Origin of the sequence: Allobosea sp. BK604, assembly GCF_004341515.1 — a bacterium.
In the GTDB taxonomy this organism is placed as follows: domain Bacteria; phylum Pseudomonadota; class Alphaproteobacteria; order Rhizobiales; family Beijerinckiaceae; genus Allobosea.
In genome coordinates, this window is sequence record NZ_SLZF01000002.1 from 341,180 (window position 1) to 358,671 (window position 17,492).

Below are 17,492 nucleotides of genomic sequence, written 5' to 3' on the forward strand. Positions count from 1 at the left end.
TTTCGATCACATCACCCCGAGGAACACTCGGTCAACTCACAGCATAATCTCCAATTCGGCCAGTCTACCAGCAGCCTCCCCCTCCAGCGCACTGAGCCGAGTGATGGTCTCCTCGGGCGGGCGGCGCTCAGCGACGTCGTTCGAGGGTTCGCTCCGCGCTCTCAAATTGCGTTCTCCGACAGGTAGCGCTCGACCACCTGCGATCGCACACTCCACGGCGTTTGAAGACTGGCGTATTCGTTGTCGCGCAGGTCCGGGTCCTTCAATGCCAGGATCCACATGTCCCAATTGTCTCGCAGCGCAGGCCCCTCCCAGAAGTTCACCAACGAGCGATAGAAGTCGGCCACGAGCCGTTTCCGTGACATCTCGACGATGAATTCGCTTCGGCTGGCGTCGACGGGAGTGCAAACAAGGTAGACGAGATCGGCCGTCGAAGGCACGACCTCCAGCCTCGCGAGAGACCCCTCGCTATCGACGACAAGTCGGGCCGGCATATTGGTGGCAATGTGTTCGAGCCAGCGGGTCAGGCTGCCTGCAAACGGATCGAACACCTCGCTCAGCGGTATCTCCGTATGCTGCCGCTCACTCCGCAGGCTCAGGTCAATCCACCCCCAGGACGGCGGGCCGAACTCTACGACAACGGTCTCGACGCGCTCGGCTTGGGCTGGCGGCTCGATCCGCTCGCCAGAGGCGCGCCAGCACAGCGCGCGATAGTCCCAGACATGCGCTGTCTCAGCCGGAGAATTGCCGAGATCGTAGGCATCCGGCTCGCCGGCGAAGCGCAGTATCTTATGGGCAGCCGGATCGGTCCACAGCGTGCGGTCGATCGCCCGCCATTCGCGCAGCTCAGGAAATCTCTCGAGCGCCCAGGACTTCGCGATCGCGGAGGCGCCATCAGCCGCGATCAGCGTCCAGCCGTCACGATCCGGCGTGCGGAATCCGTAGACCGGCCAGTACGCCGGTTGCCGACTCGTCTCGGCAGGCTTGCGTCGAGGGGGCGTTTTGCGGTTTGCCGCCGGCTTCCCGGCTCCTGTCACAGCATCGCCTCCAACTCATCCAACCGCTCCGCGATCTCCTTTTCCAGAGCCTTCAGCTCGGCGATGATCACGACGTAGCCACCGTCGATCGGCCGATTGTTGACGTGCCAGCCCATATGCACGCCCCGGGCGGTCGGCTGAACGGCCATTTGTAGTCCCCCTTGCCCGTGCGGAACCTAGGGGCGAACAGCGATGCGCACAACGACGAATGCGTGCATCATCGTCTGGTTGGGTTCGGCGGGCGATGCCCTCTCACCCCAGCAGTCCGGCGGGCTTTCTCGCGACCTGCATGTTCAGCCGCGCCGGCGGCCTCTCGAAACTCAGGCGCCCGCGCTTGAAGCCCATGACCGGCTCCGCGATCTCCGCCAGCGCATCGGCGGGCGTCGCGGCATCCAGGATGACCAGATCGGCGGGATTGCCGATCGCGATGCCGTAATCGTCGAGACGCATCAGCCGTGCCGGCGCGGTGGTCACCAGGGCGAGGCACTGCCCGAATTCGTGCGGGCCGCATTGCGCGACATTTGCGTAAAGATTGGCCATGCGCAGCAGCGAGCCGTCGCCGAACGGCGTGAACGGATTGAGGACGTTGTTGGTCGCGACCGAGCAGACGACCCCCTGCCCGGCCAGCAGATGCGCTGGCGCGAGACCGCGAGGCCTCGCATGGCTCTCCTGCCGCCCCATCAAATAGAGGTCCGTCGCGGGCAGCACCGTCAGGGCGACGCCAGCGTCGGCGAGCCTTTGTCCGATCGTCGCGAGGCTGTCGGGCGGCACCATCGAGAGCTTGGTGACATGCCCGATGGCGACGCGGCCGCCCCAGCCATGGCGCTGCGTCTGCCGGCAGACCTCGTCGAGATGCATCCAGCTCGGATCGAGATCGAAATCGAGATGGAAATCGAGGTCGACGTCGAAGCGCCGCGCGAGCGTGAAGAGCCGCTCGATCTGCGCCGCCGGATCGGTATCGGTGTAGGGGCAGCCCCCGAGAAGATCGGCCCCATCCTGCAAGGCCGCGACCAGGAGTTCCTCGGTGCCGGGATCGTTGGTCAGCCCCTCCTGCGGGAAGACGCAGATCGAGAGATCGAGCCCCCAGGCATAATCCGCCTTCAGCGCCTTGATCGCCGTGAAGCTGCGCAGGCCGACGCGGGGATCGACCTCGACATGGGTGCGCATCCGGGTCGTGCCCTTGCCGATCGCCTTCTCGATGACCCTGGCACCGCGCGCGTAGACATCGGCCTCGGTGAAATCGCGCTTCATCATGGCGACGGATGCGATGGCGCCGGCGAGCCCGCCATGGTCGTGGCCGCAGCGGCCAAGCAGGCAGGCCTTGTCGAGATGGATGTGGCTGTCGACGAAGCCCGGCAGGGCGAGCCGCCCAGCGACATCGATCTCCGGCGCGTCGCAGTTGATCCGCGGGGCGATGGCCGCGATCGTCCCGGCGCTCACGCCGATATCCCGCGGCTGGTCATGGCCGGCGATCGTGGCCTGGCGGAAAACAAGATCGAGTGCGCGGTCGTTCGGCATGGTTCTGCTTATCGCTTGGTATTCAATTGAGTAAAAAACATGCATGCACTTTGTGTGCCGAGACGATAGGATTTCGGCCCCGACAGATTGTCTCACGACGGACCAGACCATGCTGCACGGTGTTGACGCGCTCTCGGACGCCGGGATCGTGCGAGCCTATCTCGAAGCCTCGATGGTGCCGGATCCGGAGGGCGCCGCGCGCTATATGCGGCCCGGCACGCCGATCACCTTCACCGGCGGGCGGCTGTTCGATCATCCGAGCGGTCCGTCGAGCTTCAACGCCTTGCGCTATCGCTGGGTGAAGAAGCGCATGGAGCGCTTCGACGTCTGCCCCGGCGAAGGCGAGACGATCGTCTACAGCACCGGCACGCTCTATGGCGAATGGCCCGATGGCACGGCCTTCGAGGGCAATCGCTATGTCGACCGCTTCGTCGTGCGCGACGGGCTGATCGTCAAGATGGACGTCTGGAACGACAGCGCCGAGCGCATCCTGGAGCAGCGCGGCATCACCGCCTGAAGCGCTATTCGGCGGCATCCAGGCGGCGCTTGCGCGAGGGCGGCGGAGCGGCGGGCGCAGTCTCGGCATAGGGCGCCAGGATGTCCATGATGTCGCGGCCACGCGGTTTGGCCTGCGCCACGAGCGCGCGCTCCGCGACCGAGTCGAGGTGGAGGTGCATCAGGCTCGCCACCTTCTCGGAATCCCCCGCCTCGAGCGCGTCGATCAGCAGCCGATGCTCGTTGATCGCGCATTCCGATGAATGCGGCCGGCTGAACAGCGACAACGTCAGGCAGCAGCGATAGGCGATCTCGCTGACATAGCGGATCAGGATCGGGCTTTCCGTCATCGTTGCCAGCAGGATGTGGAACTCGGTCGCGAGCCGGATCGAGACCGCGTCCGGACCGCCGCGCGCGGCATCCTCGGCATCGACATGGGCTCGCAATGTCGCAAGCTGCGTCTTGCTCAGCCGCCCGGCGAGCTGGCGCACGACGAGGCGCTCCAGTTCGATGCGGATATCGAATGTGTCGCGGGCCTCCTGCCAGCTCGGCGTCGCGACCACGGCGATGCGGTTGCGGCGCAGCTCGACCAGCCCTTCCGCAGCCAGTTGCCCAAGCGCATGGCGCGCGATTGTGCGGCTGACGCCGAAACGTTCACCAAGCGCATCCTCGGGCAGCTTGGCGCCCGGCTCCAGCGCCTGTTCGATGATCGCACGGCGCAAGGCACGGCAAATCAGCCCGACCTTGTCCGAGGAGCCGCTCTCTCCGCCACCGTCACGCGCCATGTTCGTCGTCCAATCCTGGATCAGCCCGTCTTAGCGCCGTCCCCGTGGAATGCGCAATGCATGCAGCGGGCCGTTCCTCTTGCTCACGCCCGCGTCGAGCGCATTGCGCCCGGTGCCCGCGTGAGGCCCACGCGGGGTGTTTGACTGGAATGCATTATGGCATCCCAATTGCATGCACTTTCAGTCATGAGCAAGACCAGCCCTCTTCTCGCCGTCGTGAATGCACCGGAGCCGGACCGGGAACCGACCGCACGGGCACAGCTAGCCGTGGAGCTGTCGCAGGCCTCGGTCACTTTCGGGCGCGGTGCCAACGCCGTCCCTGCCCTCGCCGAAACGACGCTGCGCATCGCGGAGGGCGAGTTCCTCGCGCTGGTCGGCCCGTCCGGCTGCGGCAAGTCGACCATCCTGCGGCTGGTCAGCGGCCTCGTGCAGCCGACGTCCGGCGCCGTCATCGTCGGCGGGCGCGAGGTCGCGGCCAAGGCACTCAGGCTCGGCATGGCCTTCCAGAACCCGACCATGCTGCCCTGGCTGACGATCGAGCAGAACGTCATGCTGCCGCTGAAAATCGTCGAGCCCTTCCGCTCGCATTTCCGCAAGGAGAAGCGCGGCAGCTTCCGCGACAAGGCCCATGCCCTACTGGCGCAGGTCGGGCTGCAGGGCTTTGCCGGCAAATTTCCCTGGCAGCTCTCCGGCGGCATGCTCCAGCGCGCCAATCTTTGCCGCGCCCTGATCCACGAGCCGCGCATGCTGCTGCTCGACGAGCCCTTCGGTGCGCTCGACCAGTTCACGCGCGAGGAGCTCTGGGCGATCCTGCAGGAACTCTGGCTGACCCACCGGCCGACGGTGCTGCTGGTGACGCATGATCTGCGCGAGGCCGGATTCCTGGCGAGCCGCATCTGCGTGATGAGCGCGCGGCCCGGCCGGATCATCGACGACAGCGCCGTCGCCTTCGCCCGGCCGCGCAGCATCGCCATGACCTTCGAGCCGGACTTCGTGGCGCTGAACCAGCGCCTGCGCGAGCTGATCGTCGATGCCCGCTCGGCCAAGCCGACAGAAGGGAGCGCCTGACATGTCCGAGACCCTGAAGCGCAAGTTCTGGGCTGCTGGATTGATCGTCCTGTTCTTCGTCGGCTGGGAGGTGTTCTGCCTCGTCTCGGGCATGTCGGACCTGATCCTGCCGCGGCCGAGCCAGGTGTTCGCGACGCTGTTCCAACGCATGCCGATCCTCTGGCCGCATATCCTGCAGACGCTGGCGACGACGATGCTCGGCTTTGCGCTCGGGGTCGCGCTCGGCGTCGTGCTCGGCGCGATCATCGGCGTCTCGCGCACGGCCTATGACACCGCCTATCCGCTGCTGATCGGCTTCTCCTCGATCCCGAAGGTCGCGGTGGTGCCGATCTTCGTGCTCTGGTTCGGCTCGGGCACTGTGCCTGCCGTGCTGACCTCGCTCGCGATCTGCTTCTTCCCGATCGTCGTCAACATCGCGACCGGCCTCGCCACCACCGAGCCCGAGATGGAGGACGTGCTGAAGGCGCTCGGCGCCAGCAAGCTCGACATTCTCTGGAATGTCGGCCTGCCGCGGACGATGCCGTTCTTCTTCGCCTCGCTGAAGGTTGCCGTCACCTATGCCTTCGTCGGCACCGTGCTGGCCGAGACCGTCGCCTCCAATCGCGGCATCGGCAACGTGATGATGAGCGCCTCATCCAATTTCAACGTGCCGCTGGTCTTCGCCGGGCTCTTCATCCTCGCCGGGCTCGGCGTCGCGCTCTACGTCGCCTTCTCGCTGATCGAGATGCGCGTCACCGGCTGGGCCACCCGCAAGAACGATTTCGCCGCTGCCTGATCACGTCACGAGGGGAGAACCATCATGCTGAGGACATTCGCTGCGACGCTGCTTACCGGCCTCGCCTTCGCCGGCCCGGCCCTGGCGCAGGAGACGAACATCAAGTTCACGCTGGGCTGGAAGACGCAAGGGTCGGACGCCGCCTTCTTCGTCGCCCGCGACAAGGGCTACTACAAGGCCGAGGGGCTCAACGTGCAGATCGACCAGGGCGAGGGCTCGGGCGCCACGGTGACGCGCATCATGAGCGGCGCCTATGACGCCGGCTTCGGCGACGTCAACGCCATCATCCAGAACGCGGCGGCCAAGCCCGGCGAGGCGCCGGTGATGGTCTACATGATCTGGAACCGTCCGCCTTTCGCCATTTCCAGCAAGAAGGCGACCGGCATCGCCAAGCCTTCCGATCTCGAAGGCAAGACGCTGGGCGGCTCGCAGGGCACGCCGACGACCCGCCTGCTCGAGGTTTTCGCGCGCAAGAACAATGTCGACATGAGCAAGATCAAGCTCTCGAACATGGCGCCGAACCTGCAGGAGCCGTTGCTGATCAAGGGCGAGATCGACGGCGCGCTCGTCTTCAACATCACCGGCTATTTCAACCTGCTGCTCAACCGGCAGGACCCGGACAAGGACTTCAACTGGCTGACCTTCGGCGATTATGGCCTCGACCTCTATTCGAACGGCCTGATGGTGTCGCAGAAGCTGCTCAAGGAGAATCCGAAGGCGGTGGCCGGGCTGGTGCGCGCCACCAACAAGGCGATGATCGAGATCGGCAAGGACCAGAATCTCGGGATGAAGGGCGTGATGAACTTCGACAATCTCGTCGACGAGAAGGTCGAGAAGCGGCGCCTGCAATATTCCTTCAGCGAGCTCATCGTCTCGCCGGAGATGAAGGAGATCGGCGTCGGCGACACCAAGGACGACCGCATGGCCCGTGCCATCGGCATCATCGTCGAGGGCTACCAGCTTGCGCGCACGCCGAAGCCGGAGGAAATCTTCTCCCGCCAGTTCCTGCCGCCGAAGGCCGAGCGCGAGCTGGTCTATACCGCGAACTGAGGGGCGGACCACGCCATGAGCGAAACGGAGTTCGCGACGAGCCTGTTCACCGGCAAGGAGCTCGTCGCGAGTGCCGCGCTTCGCTACGAGGACGGCGTCATCGGCGCCGTCCTGCCGGACCAGCCGGCGCAACCGGGTCCGCGCCGCCTGATCATTCCTGCCTTGGTCAACGCGCATGATCACGCGCGGCCGAGCGCGACGTCCTTCGGCGCATCGAACATGCCGCTGGAGACCTGGATCCTGCGCTCCGCGCTCGGCACGCCGCCAGACCCGTATCTCGCCGCGGCTGTCTCGCTCGCACGGACGGCGCGTGCCGGTTGCGGCGCCATGATGGTCCATTACACGCGCCCCAGCGGCACCATGCCGATCGTGGAGGAGGCCCGGCAGATCGCCCGGGCGGCAGGCGATGTCGGTATCCGCATCGCCTTCGCCCTGGCGGTGCGCGACCAGAACCCGCTCGTCTATGGCGACAGCAACGCGCTTCTCGACGCGCTTCCGGCCGAAGCGCGCCAGCCCGTCGAGGCGCTGTTCGTCAGGACACCCTCCCCGCCTGCCGCTTATCTCGATCTGGTCGATGAGATCCACGCCGTCATCGCCGGGCCGCTGGTCGATGTCCAATATGGACCGGCCGGGGTTCAATGGTGCTCGCCGGCGCTGCTCGAGGCCATCGCCGAGCGCTCCGCCGCGACCGCGCGCCGGGTCCACATGCATCTGCTGGAGACGATCTACCAGCGCGCCTGGGCCGACAGGACCTTTCCGGGCGGAATGGTGCGTTTTCTCAAAGATATCGGGCTCCTGTCGGAGCGCTTGACACTGGCCCATTGCGTCCATGCCCGGCCGGACGAACTCGACCTGATCGCCGAGGCCGGCGCGACCATCGTCACCAATTTCAGCTCGAATCTGCACCTGCATTCCGGCCTCGGGCCGATCGCCGACGCACACCGGCGCGGCTGCGCCATCGCGGTCGGCGTCGACGGCGCCGCGCTCGACGAGGACGATGACGCCATCCGTGAGCTGCGCCTCGTCCAGCTCGCGCATGACGGGTTGGGCTTCAAGCGCAACTGGAGCCGCGCAGAGTTCCTGGAACGGGCAGTCCGCAATGGCCGCCGGGCCGTCGGCGCGCCTGCTCTAGGCACGCTCGACCCCGGCGCCCCGGCTGATTTCACCGTGATCGACCTCGACCGGCTCGACCGCGATGCCATCATGCCGGTCGACCCGCTCGACCTGTTCTTCGCGCGGGGCAATGCAAGTTGCGTGCGCGATGTTGTGGTAGCCGGCCGCCGGATCGTGCGCGACGGACAGCCGGCCGGGATCGATCTCGACGCCCTCCAGGCGGAGCTGCGCTCGCTCTTCCGGAAGAACCTGCCGGCCTTTGCCGCGATGCGAGCGGCCTGGCCGACATTGGAAGACGCGACTGCGCGCTGGTTCGGGCATGCCGGGTGCAGCTAGGCGAGATACCGCCGCGCGGTCCTGTGGCGTAGCTGTGCCATTTGCTCGCACCGATGAGGTGCGTCCCGCTTAAAAGCAATTTCGGAGCCCGCGAGTGCTCACACGCCAACGTTAGCCGGTTCACAATTTTCGACGATCATGCTCACATTTTCCTATAGTCATCGACGACCGCCTGCCCATCTGCGCCAGCCTTTTTCAGCCAGTCCGATGTCAGCTGCTCACCGATCTTCTCGAAGCCGACTTTTAGCGCAGGCGATGGCGGTTGCACTTGCAGTCCCTTGCCTTTGAGCTGATCGAGATACCAGTTGGTCTTCACCTCCAGGTTCTTCCAGCCACGCTCTTCAGCCGCTGCAGCAGCTTGTAGGATGGCCTCTTGGATTGGCTTGTCGAGCGCCTCGAAGGCCGCCTTGTTGACCAGGGTCGCTTCTTTCGGGAGCCAAGCCTGGACGTCATAGAAATGGGTCAGCGTCTCCCATACCTTCGAATCATACCCGATGCTGCCCGATGAAATGAAGGCGTTGACGACGCCCGTCGCAAGCGCCTGAGGCAGTTCGGCATGTTGGATCGTGACTGACTGCATGCCGAGCAGATCGGCAAGGCGTGCGGTGCCCACATTGTAGGCGCGCCACCTGAGCCCCTTCATATCCTCAACAGTGTTCAGGTCCTTCTTGGCGTAAATGCCCTGTGGCGGCCAGGGGACCATGAACAGCAGCTTGACGCCTTGGCTGTCGAGCTTCTTCTCGATTGCCGGCTTTGACGCAGCGTAGAGCTTTTTGGCTTCAGCGAAGCTGGTCGCAAGGAAGGGGACGACGTCGATGCCGAAGATCGGCGCCTCATTCTCGTGAATCGAGAGAAGGACGCCGCCCATCTGCGCCTGGCCGGTCTGGACGGCGCGCTTGATCTCCGGCCCCTTGAACAGCGAGGCGTTGGGGTGGACCGTGATCGAGAGCTTGCCGCCCGTTGCCGCCTCAACGTCCTTGGCAAAGGCAAAGAGGTTTTCGGTGTGCGGATTGTCGGCCGGGTAGGCGTTGGGCAGATTCCACTTGGTCTGGGCCACGGTTACGTTCGCAGTCGCAACGAGCAGTCCGACGGCAAACGCGCTCCTGATGAAATCGATCCGTGTCATGCTGTCGTCTCCGTTCCCCTGTGGTTGACGTGGCATCATCCGAAAGGTCCGGCCAAGCTTTGCGGTTTTCAGCGCGCCGTTGCCGCCTGCTCCGCTTCAGTCGACCGCCAGCCGTAGAGTTCTCGCGCCTGGGATGGGCTGACGAAGCCATTGGCGAGATCGCTCTCTAGCGCCTGCCGCCGCCTCTCGCCGGGCTCACCGTAGCCGCCTCCGCCGGATGTCTCGACGCGAACGATGTCGCCGCGCCGCAATCTGATGCCGGCGACCTTCGAGTCGAGCTCCTCAACCGCACCATTGCGTCGAAGGCTAAGTCGCCCAAGTCCTCCGGGACCGCCTCCGAAGAGTCCGTAGGGCGCGAATTTGAATCGATCGAAGGCGGCGGCCAGGATCCCTTGCGGCGCATCCAACCGCCATTCGCGGATAACGCCGAGCCCGCCTCGCTGGCGGCCCGCGCCACCCGAATCTGGGCGCACGCCATATTCCGTAAAGGTGACCGGATACATCGCCTCGATCATCTCGATCGGCGTGTTGGGAATGTTGTGAATCCCCGCGGAGAGAGCGCTGGCTCCGTCATCCTCGCTGTCCGCACCATAGCCGCCGATCTCAGCGTCCAGATAGACTTGGCGCGATCCATCGGCGTGCAGCGCCTCGAGTGCGTAAACGTAACTGACACCATAATACGAGGCGGGAATGCGATCCGGCACGGCCTGGGCCAGAGCCCCCATGATGACATTGACGACGCGATGGCAGACGGCGATGCGCGCGACTACCGGGGCTGGGAAGCGGCAGTTCACAACAGAGCCTGCCGGCGCGATGACCTCTATCGGCGCATAGCAGCCCGCATTCGCTGGCACATCGCCCGCGATGGCTGCGATCAGGGCGTAGTAGATGCCGGATTTGGTCATGTTCAGCGTGCAATTGATCGGTCCGGTCGCCTGTGGGCTCGAACCCGAAAGATCGACCAGCATCCGGTCGCCTTCGATCGTGAGCGTCACCGCGATCCTGAACGGGTCCGCAGTGATCCCGTCGTCGTCGAGAAAATCTTCGAAGCGATAGACGCCATCGGGAACGGCCGAGATCGCGCTGCGCATGCGGCGCTCCGATTCAGCAATAATCCGCGCAGCAGCATCGGTCAGGAAGGATGCACCATATTTGGTAGCCAGCTTCAGGATGCTGGCCTGACCGATCGAGAGCGAGGCAATCTGGGAAAACAGATCGCCTTTGACCATATCCGGTTCGCGCACATTGCGTAGGATCAGGTCCAGAACCTGGGCGTTGAGAACGCCGCGCTTGATCAGGTGGAGCGGCGGGATACGGATGCCTTCCTGAAAGATGTCCGTCGCCTTGGCGTCGTAGCTGCCGGCCGCACCGCCGCCGACATCGACATGATGCGCCATCGCCCCCGTGATTGCGATACGCCGTCCCTCGAAGAAAACGGGCCGAAAGACGACGAGGTCGGGCAGATGCTGAGCCCCGCAATAGGGATCGTTGGTCAGGATGACGTCGCCTTCTTCCCATTGGTCAACGGGGAGATAGGTCTCGAGGAGGCCCTGCAGACAGGGGCCCATCGAATTTAGATGGTTCGGAAGCCTGGCGGATTGCGCGACATTGCGGCCGTCAGCGTCGAAGACCGCAGTCGAGTAATCGAGCAGCTCTCGCACGACAGTCGAGCGGCTGGTGCGCCAGACCGCAATGGACATCTCCTCGGCCGTTGCAACCAGCGCCTGCCGTAGGACTTCGAGGCGGAACGGATCGGTGCTGTTCATGATGCGAGCCTTTCGGCGATCAGGTCACCGCTCGGCTCCGATGTGAGTTCCCAGCCGTCCGGCAAGAGCAAGGTCGAGAAATCCTCGGTGACCAGGGCCGGCCCCCGGACGGTGATGCCAGGAGCGATCGTCGTCCGATCGAGCGTCCTTACGTCGCGCCAGCCTCCCCCAAGAAAGACCCGTCGCGTGCGCTCGGTCTCTGGAGGTTTCCACTCCGCGGTCGAAACCTGTGGCTTGGGCAGAAGGCCCCTGCCAGTGACGCGCACGGTCACGAGTTCGACGGGGGCGCCGGGCGTGTTATGCGAGAAGCGCCTCAGGTGCATCTCGTGGAAATCCGAGACGGCCTGGGCCAGTCCGGCCTGTGTCGGCATCACATCGCCCCAGGGCACCGACAGCTCAAACCCCTGCCCCTTGTAGCGCATATCCGTCGCCAGGCTGATCTCGCGCCGTTCCTCGGCTATCGCGTCGTCATCGAGCATACGGCGGATTTCTCCGACGAGATCGTCGACGAGCGGCACGAGTTCGTCGACCGTCTTGTCTTTAATGGGACATAGCAGCGAGCGCGAGGCGTCGTGAACGATGTCGGACCAGAGAATGCCATATGCGGACAGAGTGCTGGCATTCCTAGGAAAGATCACACGTCTGATCCCGAGCTCGTCCGCAACATCGGCGCCGTGCAGGCCGCCGGCGCCACCGAAGGCGACTAGGGCGAAGTCGGCCGGATCCAGTCCCTTCTCGAACAGGCTGAGGCGGACGGCCGAGGCCAGCTGGGCGTTCGCGACCGCGAGGATGCCCTCGGCCGCGGTATCGGGATCCTGTCCGAGTGGCTCCGCAATGCGGTCCGAGATCGCCTTGCGGGAGCGCTCCGGCACGAGCGGCATGCCGCCACCGAGAAAATTCGCCTCGTCGATGCGCCCGAGCGCCAAATTGGCGTCTGTGACCGTTGGCTCTGTTCCATGCCCGTAACAGGCAGGCCCGGGATTGGCACCGGCGCTATGCGGCCCTACACACATGCGGTTGCCGGAATCTAGCCAGGCGATGGAGCCACCGCCTGTGCCGATCGTCCGGATCTCGACCATGGGCAGCCTGACCGGGAAGCCCTCGATGCTGGTTTCCGCCACGCTGGCGGTTTGGCCGTTCTGGACGACGGACACGTCAAAGCTCGTGCCGCCCATGTCGACGGCGATCAGATTGGGCTCGCCCAACTTGCGGGAGAGTTGCTGCGCCGCGACCGAGCCGCCGCAGGGACCCGACAGAAGTAACCTGGCCGGATGGGCGCCGGCCTTTTCCGGGCTGGCGACGCCGCCATTGGATTGCACCAGGAAGAGACGCGACAGCAGCCCGACATCGGAAAAGCGCGCCTTCAGTCGCTCAAGATAGCGCTGCACCACCGGCATCAGCAGGGCGTTGAGCACCGTCGTCGACATCCGCTCATATTCGCGGATTTCGGGATTCACTTCACTGGACAGCGAAATATACGCATCTGGCAAAGCGGTCGCGACAATGTCGCGCAGCACGCGCTCGTGGACGGGGTTGATGTAGGCGTTGAGGAGGCAGATCGCGACGCAACCGACCTCCTCCGCGCGAAGGCGTTTCGCCAGCTCCAGCGCCGCGAGCTCGTCGATTGGCTCGCTGATCTCGCCCGATGCGGAAATCCTCTCGCGGGCGCCGAAGCGAAGCGCACGGGGGATCATCACATAGCGTTGCTCAGATTTGAGTCCATATATGTGCCGGCGCAGATGCCGGCCGATCTCGAAGACGTCACTGAAGCCGGCGGTCGTAATCAGCGCGCCTCGCGGTAGTTTGTGCTCCAGAACCGCATTGGTCGCGATTGTCGTGCCGTGCATCGCGAGACGGACGCCGCCCAAAGGAAAGTCGAATAGCTTCGCTGCTGCCAGCAGACCTTCCGTGAAGCCGCGTGCAGGATCGTCCGGCGTCGTTGCAGATTTGAACTCGTGAAGCTGACCGGTTCCCTCATCCAGAATCTGGAAGTCGGTAAAGGTGCCACCGACATCGACCCCGATACGCAGAACTCTCTCGGGCGCCCTCTCAACTACCTGTTCGGTCACGCGGAAAATGCCTCCGTCTCATGACATGCGTCGGCGTCAGTTGGCTGTCCATCGATTTATTGACTAGTTAGTCTATAACGAGTCGGCCGGCCGTCAACCGTCTGGATGACCGAGTTTGCGGCAGCCTCTGCCTAGCTTGCGGGCGCCAACCTGCGTTGCACACCAGTCGGAATGAGGACATAAGACGGCGCACGCCGCCCGGACGACCCGAAGGCCAGCCATTGCACCGGTAATCGCAGCGGTCCGAGGTCATTGCTGAGAGATGATGCATGGCTGCTTCCCCGCACCCCAAAAAGGATCTCCCCCAACTTGCGCCCCGGCCGGTCCCGGGCAGGCGCGTACGGGCAGGCCGCGTCGAACGAAATGCCGAGCAATCGAAGAGCCGGATCCTCGAGGCCGCACTCGAGATCTTCGCGGCTGGCGGGTTTGGTGGTGCCCGGGTTGATGAAATCGCACTCAAAGCCGGAGTCAGCAAAAACCTCATTTATCATTACTTCGGCAACAAGGAGAGCCTGTATGTCGCGGTCCTAGAAAAATCATTGAACGCGCTAGCAGAATACCATGATAGCTTGCCCGTTCATTTTGACGACCCCGAAGAGGCGATGCGCCAAATCATCAGAAACACATTCGACTACTTCGTCGCAACGCCGAAAATCATCAGCTTGATGAATACGGAGAACCTTCTCAGGGCAAAATATATAAAATCATCCGATCTGATTCGGTCAATATATAAACCTATCATGGAAAGATTTCACCGGATTATCGAATTCGGATCCCAAAAAAGTGTCTTCAGAAGCGATATCGATGAGGTTGATTTGTATATTTCTATATCGGCCCTGTCTTACTTCTATCTCTCCAATCAATGGACGCTCTCTCATATATTTAAACGCAACCTGGGAGATGCGCCGTTTCTAGCGCAGCGCAAAGAACATATCGTCGCTATGGTGATGAGTTACCTGAAACCGTAGCGCTTAGGTGCTCGCTGGCTGAATCAGGCTTCGGCGGGCAGTGCGCTTAGCTCGGCGTCAGGCGGGACCGCATCGGCCGGTGTTGTCGAATGCATCAGGCCGGCCGGCAATCGAGTCGGCTCCGTCAGAGTTAGCGCAGCGACAGCGTTCAAGCTCTCGCCGCCAACGCAGACAAAGCCTCTAGCGCGACAGCGTGGCTCGGTCGTGCCGCTTGATGTAGCCAAGCGTCTAGCCTGACCTACAAAGCGCCTTAACTTGTTGTTGAACAATATGAAATTCGGGACCGCGCTTACCACAATTCCCAGCTTCGGAGGGACCTGCTCCCTCAGGCCGGTGCCTTCGACGGGCAGTGCTCTCAGTGGCGTCCCTGGCGTGATCACTACTTCTCGCGATAACAGCGGTAGCTTTTCCCACCGCTCACCGAGTATCTAGCTGCGTGCCCAGTTCTATACGGATCGCTTCCGCGAGCGCTATAGCGATCGGGCGCGGTTCCCAATGATCTGGCCAAAACAAGCCAATCTGTAGCGACAGGCGAGGTCGAAAGCGTCTTAGCCTTTCAACACCTCCGGGCACGCGACCTGCAGTCAGTCGATCCACGAAGGCAAGCCCGGCCCCGCGCATCGCGAGTTCGAGCGCTACAGACGTCCAGAAGACCTCGATCCGGCGGCGCGGCATGACCTGATGCTGATCGAGCAGAACGTCGAGCGCGATCTGCGACTGGTCGTGATTGCTCAGCGCGATAACGTCCTGTCCGGCAAGATCGTGGACGCCGATCTCTTCCTTGCTCTCCAGCTCGTGCCCAGGCGGCAGCGCGCAGAAGAGCTCCAGGTCGACGAGCGGCTCGAAGGACACGCCGCTATGCGTCGAGGCATAAATGCCGACGCCGAAATCGATTTGCCGCGCGGAAACCCATTCGGCGATCCGTGTCGAGCTGCGTGTCTGCAGGGCGATCGAGACATCGGGGCGATCCTGCGTGAAGGCGGCGACGACCTGCGGCATGACCGTGAGCGACAGCAGCGGAAGGCTCGCGACGGTCACGTGCCCACGGCGGAGCTGGGCCATGTCTTGCATGAAGCGCTCGAGCTGGCCGAGCCCACTGAAGACCCGCTGGATCTGGGTGAAAAGCGCCCTCGCCTCGGCAGTCGGCGCGATGCGGTTGCCGTAGCGCTCGAACAGCTTCAGCGCCAGACGCCGCTCCAGCTGCGCGACGTATTTGCTGACAGCCGGCTGAGCGACGTTCAGTGCCACCGCGGCACGGGATATCGACCCGGCGTCCATTACGGCGCGGAAAATCTCGATCTCGCGAATGTTCAAGCCCATGAATCGAGCATACCCGAACGGTTATGCTCCTGCGAGTTACTTGTATTCGATGGTCATGAGAAAGGGTGGTAGGCTGCACGCTTTCGATCAGTCTGGATGAGCTTGGTGATGACGCAGGGTGATTATGCACGCATGGAGACGGCGTTCGCGCGTGACTATTACGTGCGCAACCTCGCGCTGCTGCAGGCCGACATGGCAGAGCGTGGCCTCGGCGCGCTTCTGATCTTCGATCCCGAGAGCATCTATTGGCTCACCGGCTATCGCTCAATCGGCTATTTCACCTTCCAATGCGTGCTTGTGCTGCGCGAGGGTGGCCCCGTAATGATCTCGCGGCGCGTCAACCAGCAGGTCGCGCTGTGCAACGAGAACATCCCCATCTTCGTCGCGATCGAGGATACCGACGATGCGATCACGATCCTAGCAGGCGTGGTGCGCGAGCGGGTCGCCCCCTCGGCCGCGATCGGCGCCGAGACCGGCTCGACCTATCTGACCGTCCAAGCCTGGAAGACACTGAAGAACGCTCTTCCCAACCCCATGCAGGACTGGGGCGGCGTGATCGAGCGGGCGCGGACGATCAAGAACGCCACACAGCTCGGCTACATGCGCGAGGCGGCGCGCTGCGCCGTCGCCGGGCTTGATGCGGCGGTGAAGGCGATCGTGCCTGGCGCGAGCGAGAACGATCTCGCCGCAGCGATGCTGCACGGAGCGACCGCCGCCGGCAGCGAATATACCCGCGTGCCGCTTGTGGTGACTGGGCAGGCGACGGGCGTGTGCTTCACGACGTGGCAGAGGCGTCCCGTCAAGCGAGGAGACGTGGTCTTCCTAGAGGCTGCCAGCAATGTGAACCGCTACCACGCTATGATCGCGCGCTGCTGCATCGCCGGCGAGGCGACCGCCGAGCAGAAGCGGCTGGCCGGCATCGTGATTGAATCGCTGGATCGCGCTATCGAGGCCCTGAAGCCCGGCACCACCTCGGGTGTCGTCGACGCGGCATGCCGCGCCGTCTTCGAAAAGGCCGGCATCGCCACCTATTTCGACCATCGCACAGCCTATGCGATCGGCATTGGCTTCCCGCCAAATTGGGCCGAGGGGCGCTTCCTCTCGCTGCGGCCCGACGATCCGACCGTGATCGAGCCAGGCATGACGTTCCACATCGTGCCCTCGGTCTTCATGCCGGAATTCGGCTTCTGCTTCAGCGAGAGCGTCGCCGTCACAGATGCGGGCTGCGAGGTCCTGACCGACTATCCGCGTGAACTCATCGAGGTCGCGTTCTGACATGGCAGGCGCCTGGCGCTACCCCACCGCGGCGTTGCTGATCTGTCTGGCCGCCTGGCATTTCGGAGTGCAGATCTTCAACGTCCCGACCTATCTCGTGCCGTCTCCGGCCGCCGTGGCGGAGCGGCTATGGAGCGATCGTTACTTCATGCTCTGGCATGCGACGGTCACGCTACTGACCACGCTTGGCGGCTTTCTCCTGAGCGTGCTTATCGGCGTCCCGCTCGGCATGTTGCTGGTCTGGTCGCGAGTGCTGGAGCGCGCGATCATGCCTTTGCTGGTCGTCTCGCAAGCCTTCCCGAAGGTCGCGATCGCTCCATTGATCGTGATCTGGTTCGGTCTCGGCGCTCTGCCCAAAATCCTTATCGCCTTCTCCGTGGCGTTCTTCCCGATAGTCATCGCGACGATCGCCGGCATGAAATCGGTCGAGACGGACATGCGCGACTTAGCGCGCTCGATGCAGGCCTCTGCCTGGAAGACCTTCCGCAAGATCAACTTGCCCTTCGCGCTGCCGCAGATCTTCTCTGGCATCAAGGTCGCCGTGGCGTTCTCGACGGTTGGTGCCGTCGTCGGCGAATGGGTCGGCGCCGACGCCGGGCTCGGCTACCTGCTGCTCTGGTCGAACGCCAATCTCGATACGCCGCTGCTGTTTTCGGTGCTCATCCTGCTGATGCTGATCGGGCTCGCTCTCTACTACGCGGTCGAGGCAGTCGAGTCCTGGGCGCTGCCCTGGCATGTGAGCATGCGGGGCGACGAACTCAGGCTCACCTGAACAACATCCAAAACCAAAA

At 63.8% G+C, this 17,492-nt stretch carries 16 protein-coding genes; 8 read left to right on the forward strand and 8 right to left on the reverse strand.

Going from position 1 to position 17,492, the window contains the following annotated elements; all coding sequences use genetic code 11:
* Window positions 1-161: 161 nt before the first annotated feature.
* The 3 genes from EV560_RS07065 to EV560_RS07070 form a co-directional block, all read right to left on the reverse strand.
* Entirely contained in the window at window positions 162-1,037 is an 876-nt protein-coding gene (locus EV560_RS07065; protein ID WP_131855029.1) for a hypothetical protein, read from the reverse strand.
* The gene (locus EV560_RS35720) at window positions 1,034-1,186 is read right to left on the reverse strand and encodes a hypothetical protein (protein WP_165923358.1); all 153 of its coding nucleotides are present in this window, start codon (window positions 1,184-1,186) and stop codon (window positions 1,034-1,036) included. The genes EV560_RS07065 and EV560_RS35720 overlap by 4 nt, the downstream gene beginning before the upstream one ends.
* A 103-nt stretch (window positions 1,187-1,289) precedes the next feature.
* Window positions 1,290-2,555 carry an amidohydrolase family protein gene (locus EV560_RS07070; protein WP_131855030.1) on the reverse strand — a complete coding sequence of 422 codons (1,266 nt, stop codon included), beginning with the start codon at window positions 2,553-2,555 and terminating at the stop codon, window positions 1,290-1,292.
* 109 nt (window positions 2,556-2,664) lie between these two features.
* On the opposite strand from EV560_RS07070, the gene EV560_RS07075 reads away from it, so the two are divergent.
* Complete coding sequence (locus tag EV560_RS07075; RefSeq protein WP_131855031.1) at window positions 2,665-3,072, forward strand: nuclear transport factor 2 family protein; 408 nt, start codon at window positions 2,665-2,667, stop codon at window positions 3,070-3,072.
* A 4-nt stretch (window positions 3,073-3,076) separates the two neighbouring features.
* On the opposite strand, the gene EV560_RS07080 is transcribed toward EV560_RS07075, so the two are convergent.
* Window positions 3,077-3,835 carry a GntR family transcriptional regulator gene (locus tag EV560_RS07080; RefSeq protein WP_131855032.1) on the reverse strand — a complete coding sequence of 253 codons (759 nt, stop codon included), beginning with the start codon at window positions 3,833-3,835 and terminating at the stop codon, window positions 3,077-3,079.
* A gap of 186 nt (window positions 3,836-4,021) precedes the next feature.
* Between EV560_RS07080 and EV560_RS07085 the strand changes: the two genes are divergently transcribed.
* Genes EV560_RS07085 through EV560_RS07100 form a run of 4 tightly spaced genes read left to right on the forward strand, consistent with a single transcriptional unit; the run spans window position 4,022 to window position 8,177 of the window.
* Window positions 4,022-4,903: an ABC transporter ATP-binding protein gene (locus tag EV560_RS07085; RefSeq protein ID WP_131855033.1), complete on the forward strand. Its 882-nt coding sequence runs from the start codon at window positions 4,022-4,024 to the stop codon at window positions 4,901-4,903.
* A gap of 1 nt (window position 4,904) precedes the next feature.
* Window positions 4,905-5,678 carry an ABC transporter permease gene (locus EV560_RS07090; RefSeq protein ID WP_131855034.1) on the forward strand — a complete coding sequence of 258 codons (774 nt, stop codon included), beginning with the start codon at window positions 4,905-4,907 and terminating at the stop codon, window positions 5,676-5,678.
* 24 nt (window positions 5,679-5,702) lie between these two features.
* Window positions 5,703-6,728, forward strand: a complete 1,026-nt coding sequence (locus EV560_RS07095; protein WP_131855035.1) for an ABC transporter substrate-binding protein — start codon at window positions 5,703-5,705, stop codon at window positions 6,726-6,728.
* Between the two features lie 15 nt (window positions 6,729-6,743).
* Window positions 6,744-8,177: an amidohydrolase family protein gene (locus EV560_RS07100; protein ID WP_131855036.1), complete on the forward strand. Its 1,434-nt coding sequence runs from the start codon at window positions 6,744-6,746 to the stop codon at window positions 8,175-8,177.
* Between the two features lie 142 nt (window positions 8,178-8,319).
* Here the strand turns inward: EV560_RS07100 and EV560_RS07105 are convergent, their stop codons facing one another.
* The 3 genes from EV560_RS07105 to EV560_RS07115 form a co-directional block, all read right to left on the reverse strand.
* The gene (locus tag EV560_RS07105) at window positions 8,320-9,303 is read right to left on the reverse strand and encodes a TRAP transporter substrate-binding protein (RefSeq protein WP_131855037.1); all 984 of its coding nucleotides are present in this window, start codon (window positions 9,301-9,303) and stop codon (window positions 8,320-8,322) included.
* 68 nt (window positions 9,304-9,371) lie between these two features.
* Window positions 9,372-11,069: a hydantoinase B/oxoprolinase family protein gene (locus tag EV560_RS07110; protein WP_131855038.1), complete on the reverse strand. Its 1,698-nt coding sequence runs from the start codon at window positions 11,067-11,069 to the stop codon at window positions 9,372-9,374.
* Entirely contained in the window at window positions 11,066-13,138 is a 2,073-nt protein-coding gene (locus EV560_RS07115) for a hydantoinase/oxoprolinase family protein (protein WP_207907964.1), read from the reverse strand. The genes EV560_RS07110 and EV560_RS07115 overlap by 4 nt, the downstream gene beginning before the upstream one ends.
* 269 nt (window positions 13,139-13,407) lie before the next feature.
* Here EV560_RS07115 and EV560_RS07120 point away from each other — a divergent pair, with 269 nt between their 5' ends.
* The gene (locus tag EV560_RS07120; protein WP_131855039.1) at window positions 13,408-14,106 is read left to right on the forward strand and encodes a TetR/AcrR family transcriptional regulator; all 699 of its coding nucleotides are present in this window, start codon (window positions 13,408-13,410) and stop codon (window positions 14,104-14,106) included.
* A gap of 417 nt (window positions 14,107-14,523) precedes the next feature.
* Here the strand turns inward: EV560_RS07120 and EV560_RS07125 are convergent, their stop codons facing one another.
* Window positions 14,524-15,420, reverse strand: a complete 897-nt coding sequence (locus EV560_RS07125) for a LysR substrate-binding domain-containing protein (protein WP_165923359.1) — start codon at window positions 15,418-15,420, stop codon at window positions 14,524-14,526.
* Window positions 15,421-15,534: 114 nt separating this feature from the next.
* Between EV560_RS07125 and EV560_RS07130 the strand changes: the two genes are divergently transcribed.
* A complete protein-coding gene (locus EV560_RS07130; protein ID WP_165923360.1) occupies window positions 15,535-16,701 on the forward strand; it encodes a M24 family metallopeptidase in 1,167 nt (388 codons plus the stop codon).
* 1 nt (window position 16,702) lies between these two features.
* Complete coding sequence (locus EV560_RS07135) at window positions 16,703-17,473, forward strand: ABC transporter permease (RefSeq protein ID WP_131855042.1); 771 nt, start codon at window positions 16,703-16,705, stop codon at window positions 17,471-17,473.
* Window positions 17,474-17,492 lie beyond the last annotated feature (19 nt).

Excerpts from the sequence above, each read along its gene's own strand:
- EV560_RS35720 (WP_165923358.1), bottom strand. The coding sequence starts at position 1,186 with ATGGCCGTTCAGCCGACCGCCCGGGGCGTGCATATGGGCTGGCACGTC.
- EV560_RS07070 (WP_131855030.1), bottom strand. The coding sequence starts at position 2,555 with ATGCCGAACGACCGCGCACTCGATCTTGTTTTCCGCCAGGCCACGATC.
- EV560_RS07075 (WP_131855031.1), top strand. The coding sequence starts at position 2,665 with ATGCTGCACGGTGTTGACGCGCTCTCGGACGCCGGGATCGTGCGAGCC.
- EV560_RS07080 (WP_131855032.1), bottom strand. The coding sequence starts at position 3,835 with ATGGCGCGTGACGGTGGCGGAGAGAGCGGCTCCTCGGACAAGGTCGGG.
- EV560_RS07085 (WP_131855033.1), top strand. The coding sequence starts at position 4,022 with ATGAGCAAGACCAGCCCTCTTCTCGCCGTCGTGAATGCACCGGAGCCG.
- EV560_RS07090 (WP_131855034.1), top strand. The coding sequence starts at position 4,905 with ATGTCCGAGACCCTGAAGCGCAAGTTCTGGGCTGCTGGATTGATCGTC.
- EV560_RS07095 (WP_131855035.1), top strand. The coding sequence starts at position 5,703 with ATGCTGAGGACATTCGCTGCGACGCTGCTTACCGGCCTCGCCTTCGCC.
- EV560_RS07100 (WP_131855036.1), top strand. The coding sequence starts at position 6,744 with ATGAGCGAAACGGAGTTCGCGACGAGCCTGTTCACCGGCAAGGAGCTC.
- EV560_RS07105 (WP_131855037.1), bottom strand. The coding sequence starts at position 9,303 with ATGACACGGATCGATTTCATCAGGAGCGCGTTTGCCGTCGGACTGCTC.
- EV560_RS07110 (WP_131855038.1), bottom strand. The coding sequence starts at position 11,069 with ATGAACAGCACCGATCCGTTCCGCCTCGAAGTCCTACGGCAGGCGCTG.
- EV560_RS07120 (WP_131855039.1), top strand. The coding sequence starts at position 13,408 with ATGGCTGCTTCCCCGCACCCCAAAAAGGATCTCCCCCAACTTGCGCCC.
- EV560_RS07130 (WP_165923360.1), top strand. The coding sequence starts at position 15,535 with ATGACGCAGGGTGATTATGCACGCATGGAGACGGCGTTCGCGCGTGAC.
- EV560_RS07135 (WP_131855042.1), top strand. The coding sequence starts at position 16,703 with ATGGCAGGCGCCTGGCGCTACCCCACCGCGGCGTTGCTGATCTGTCTG.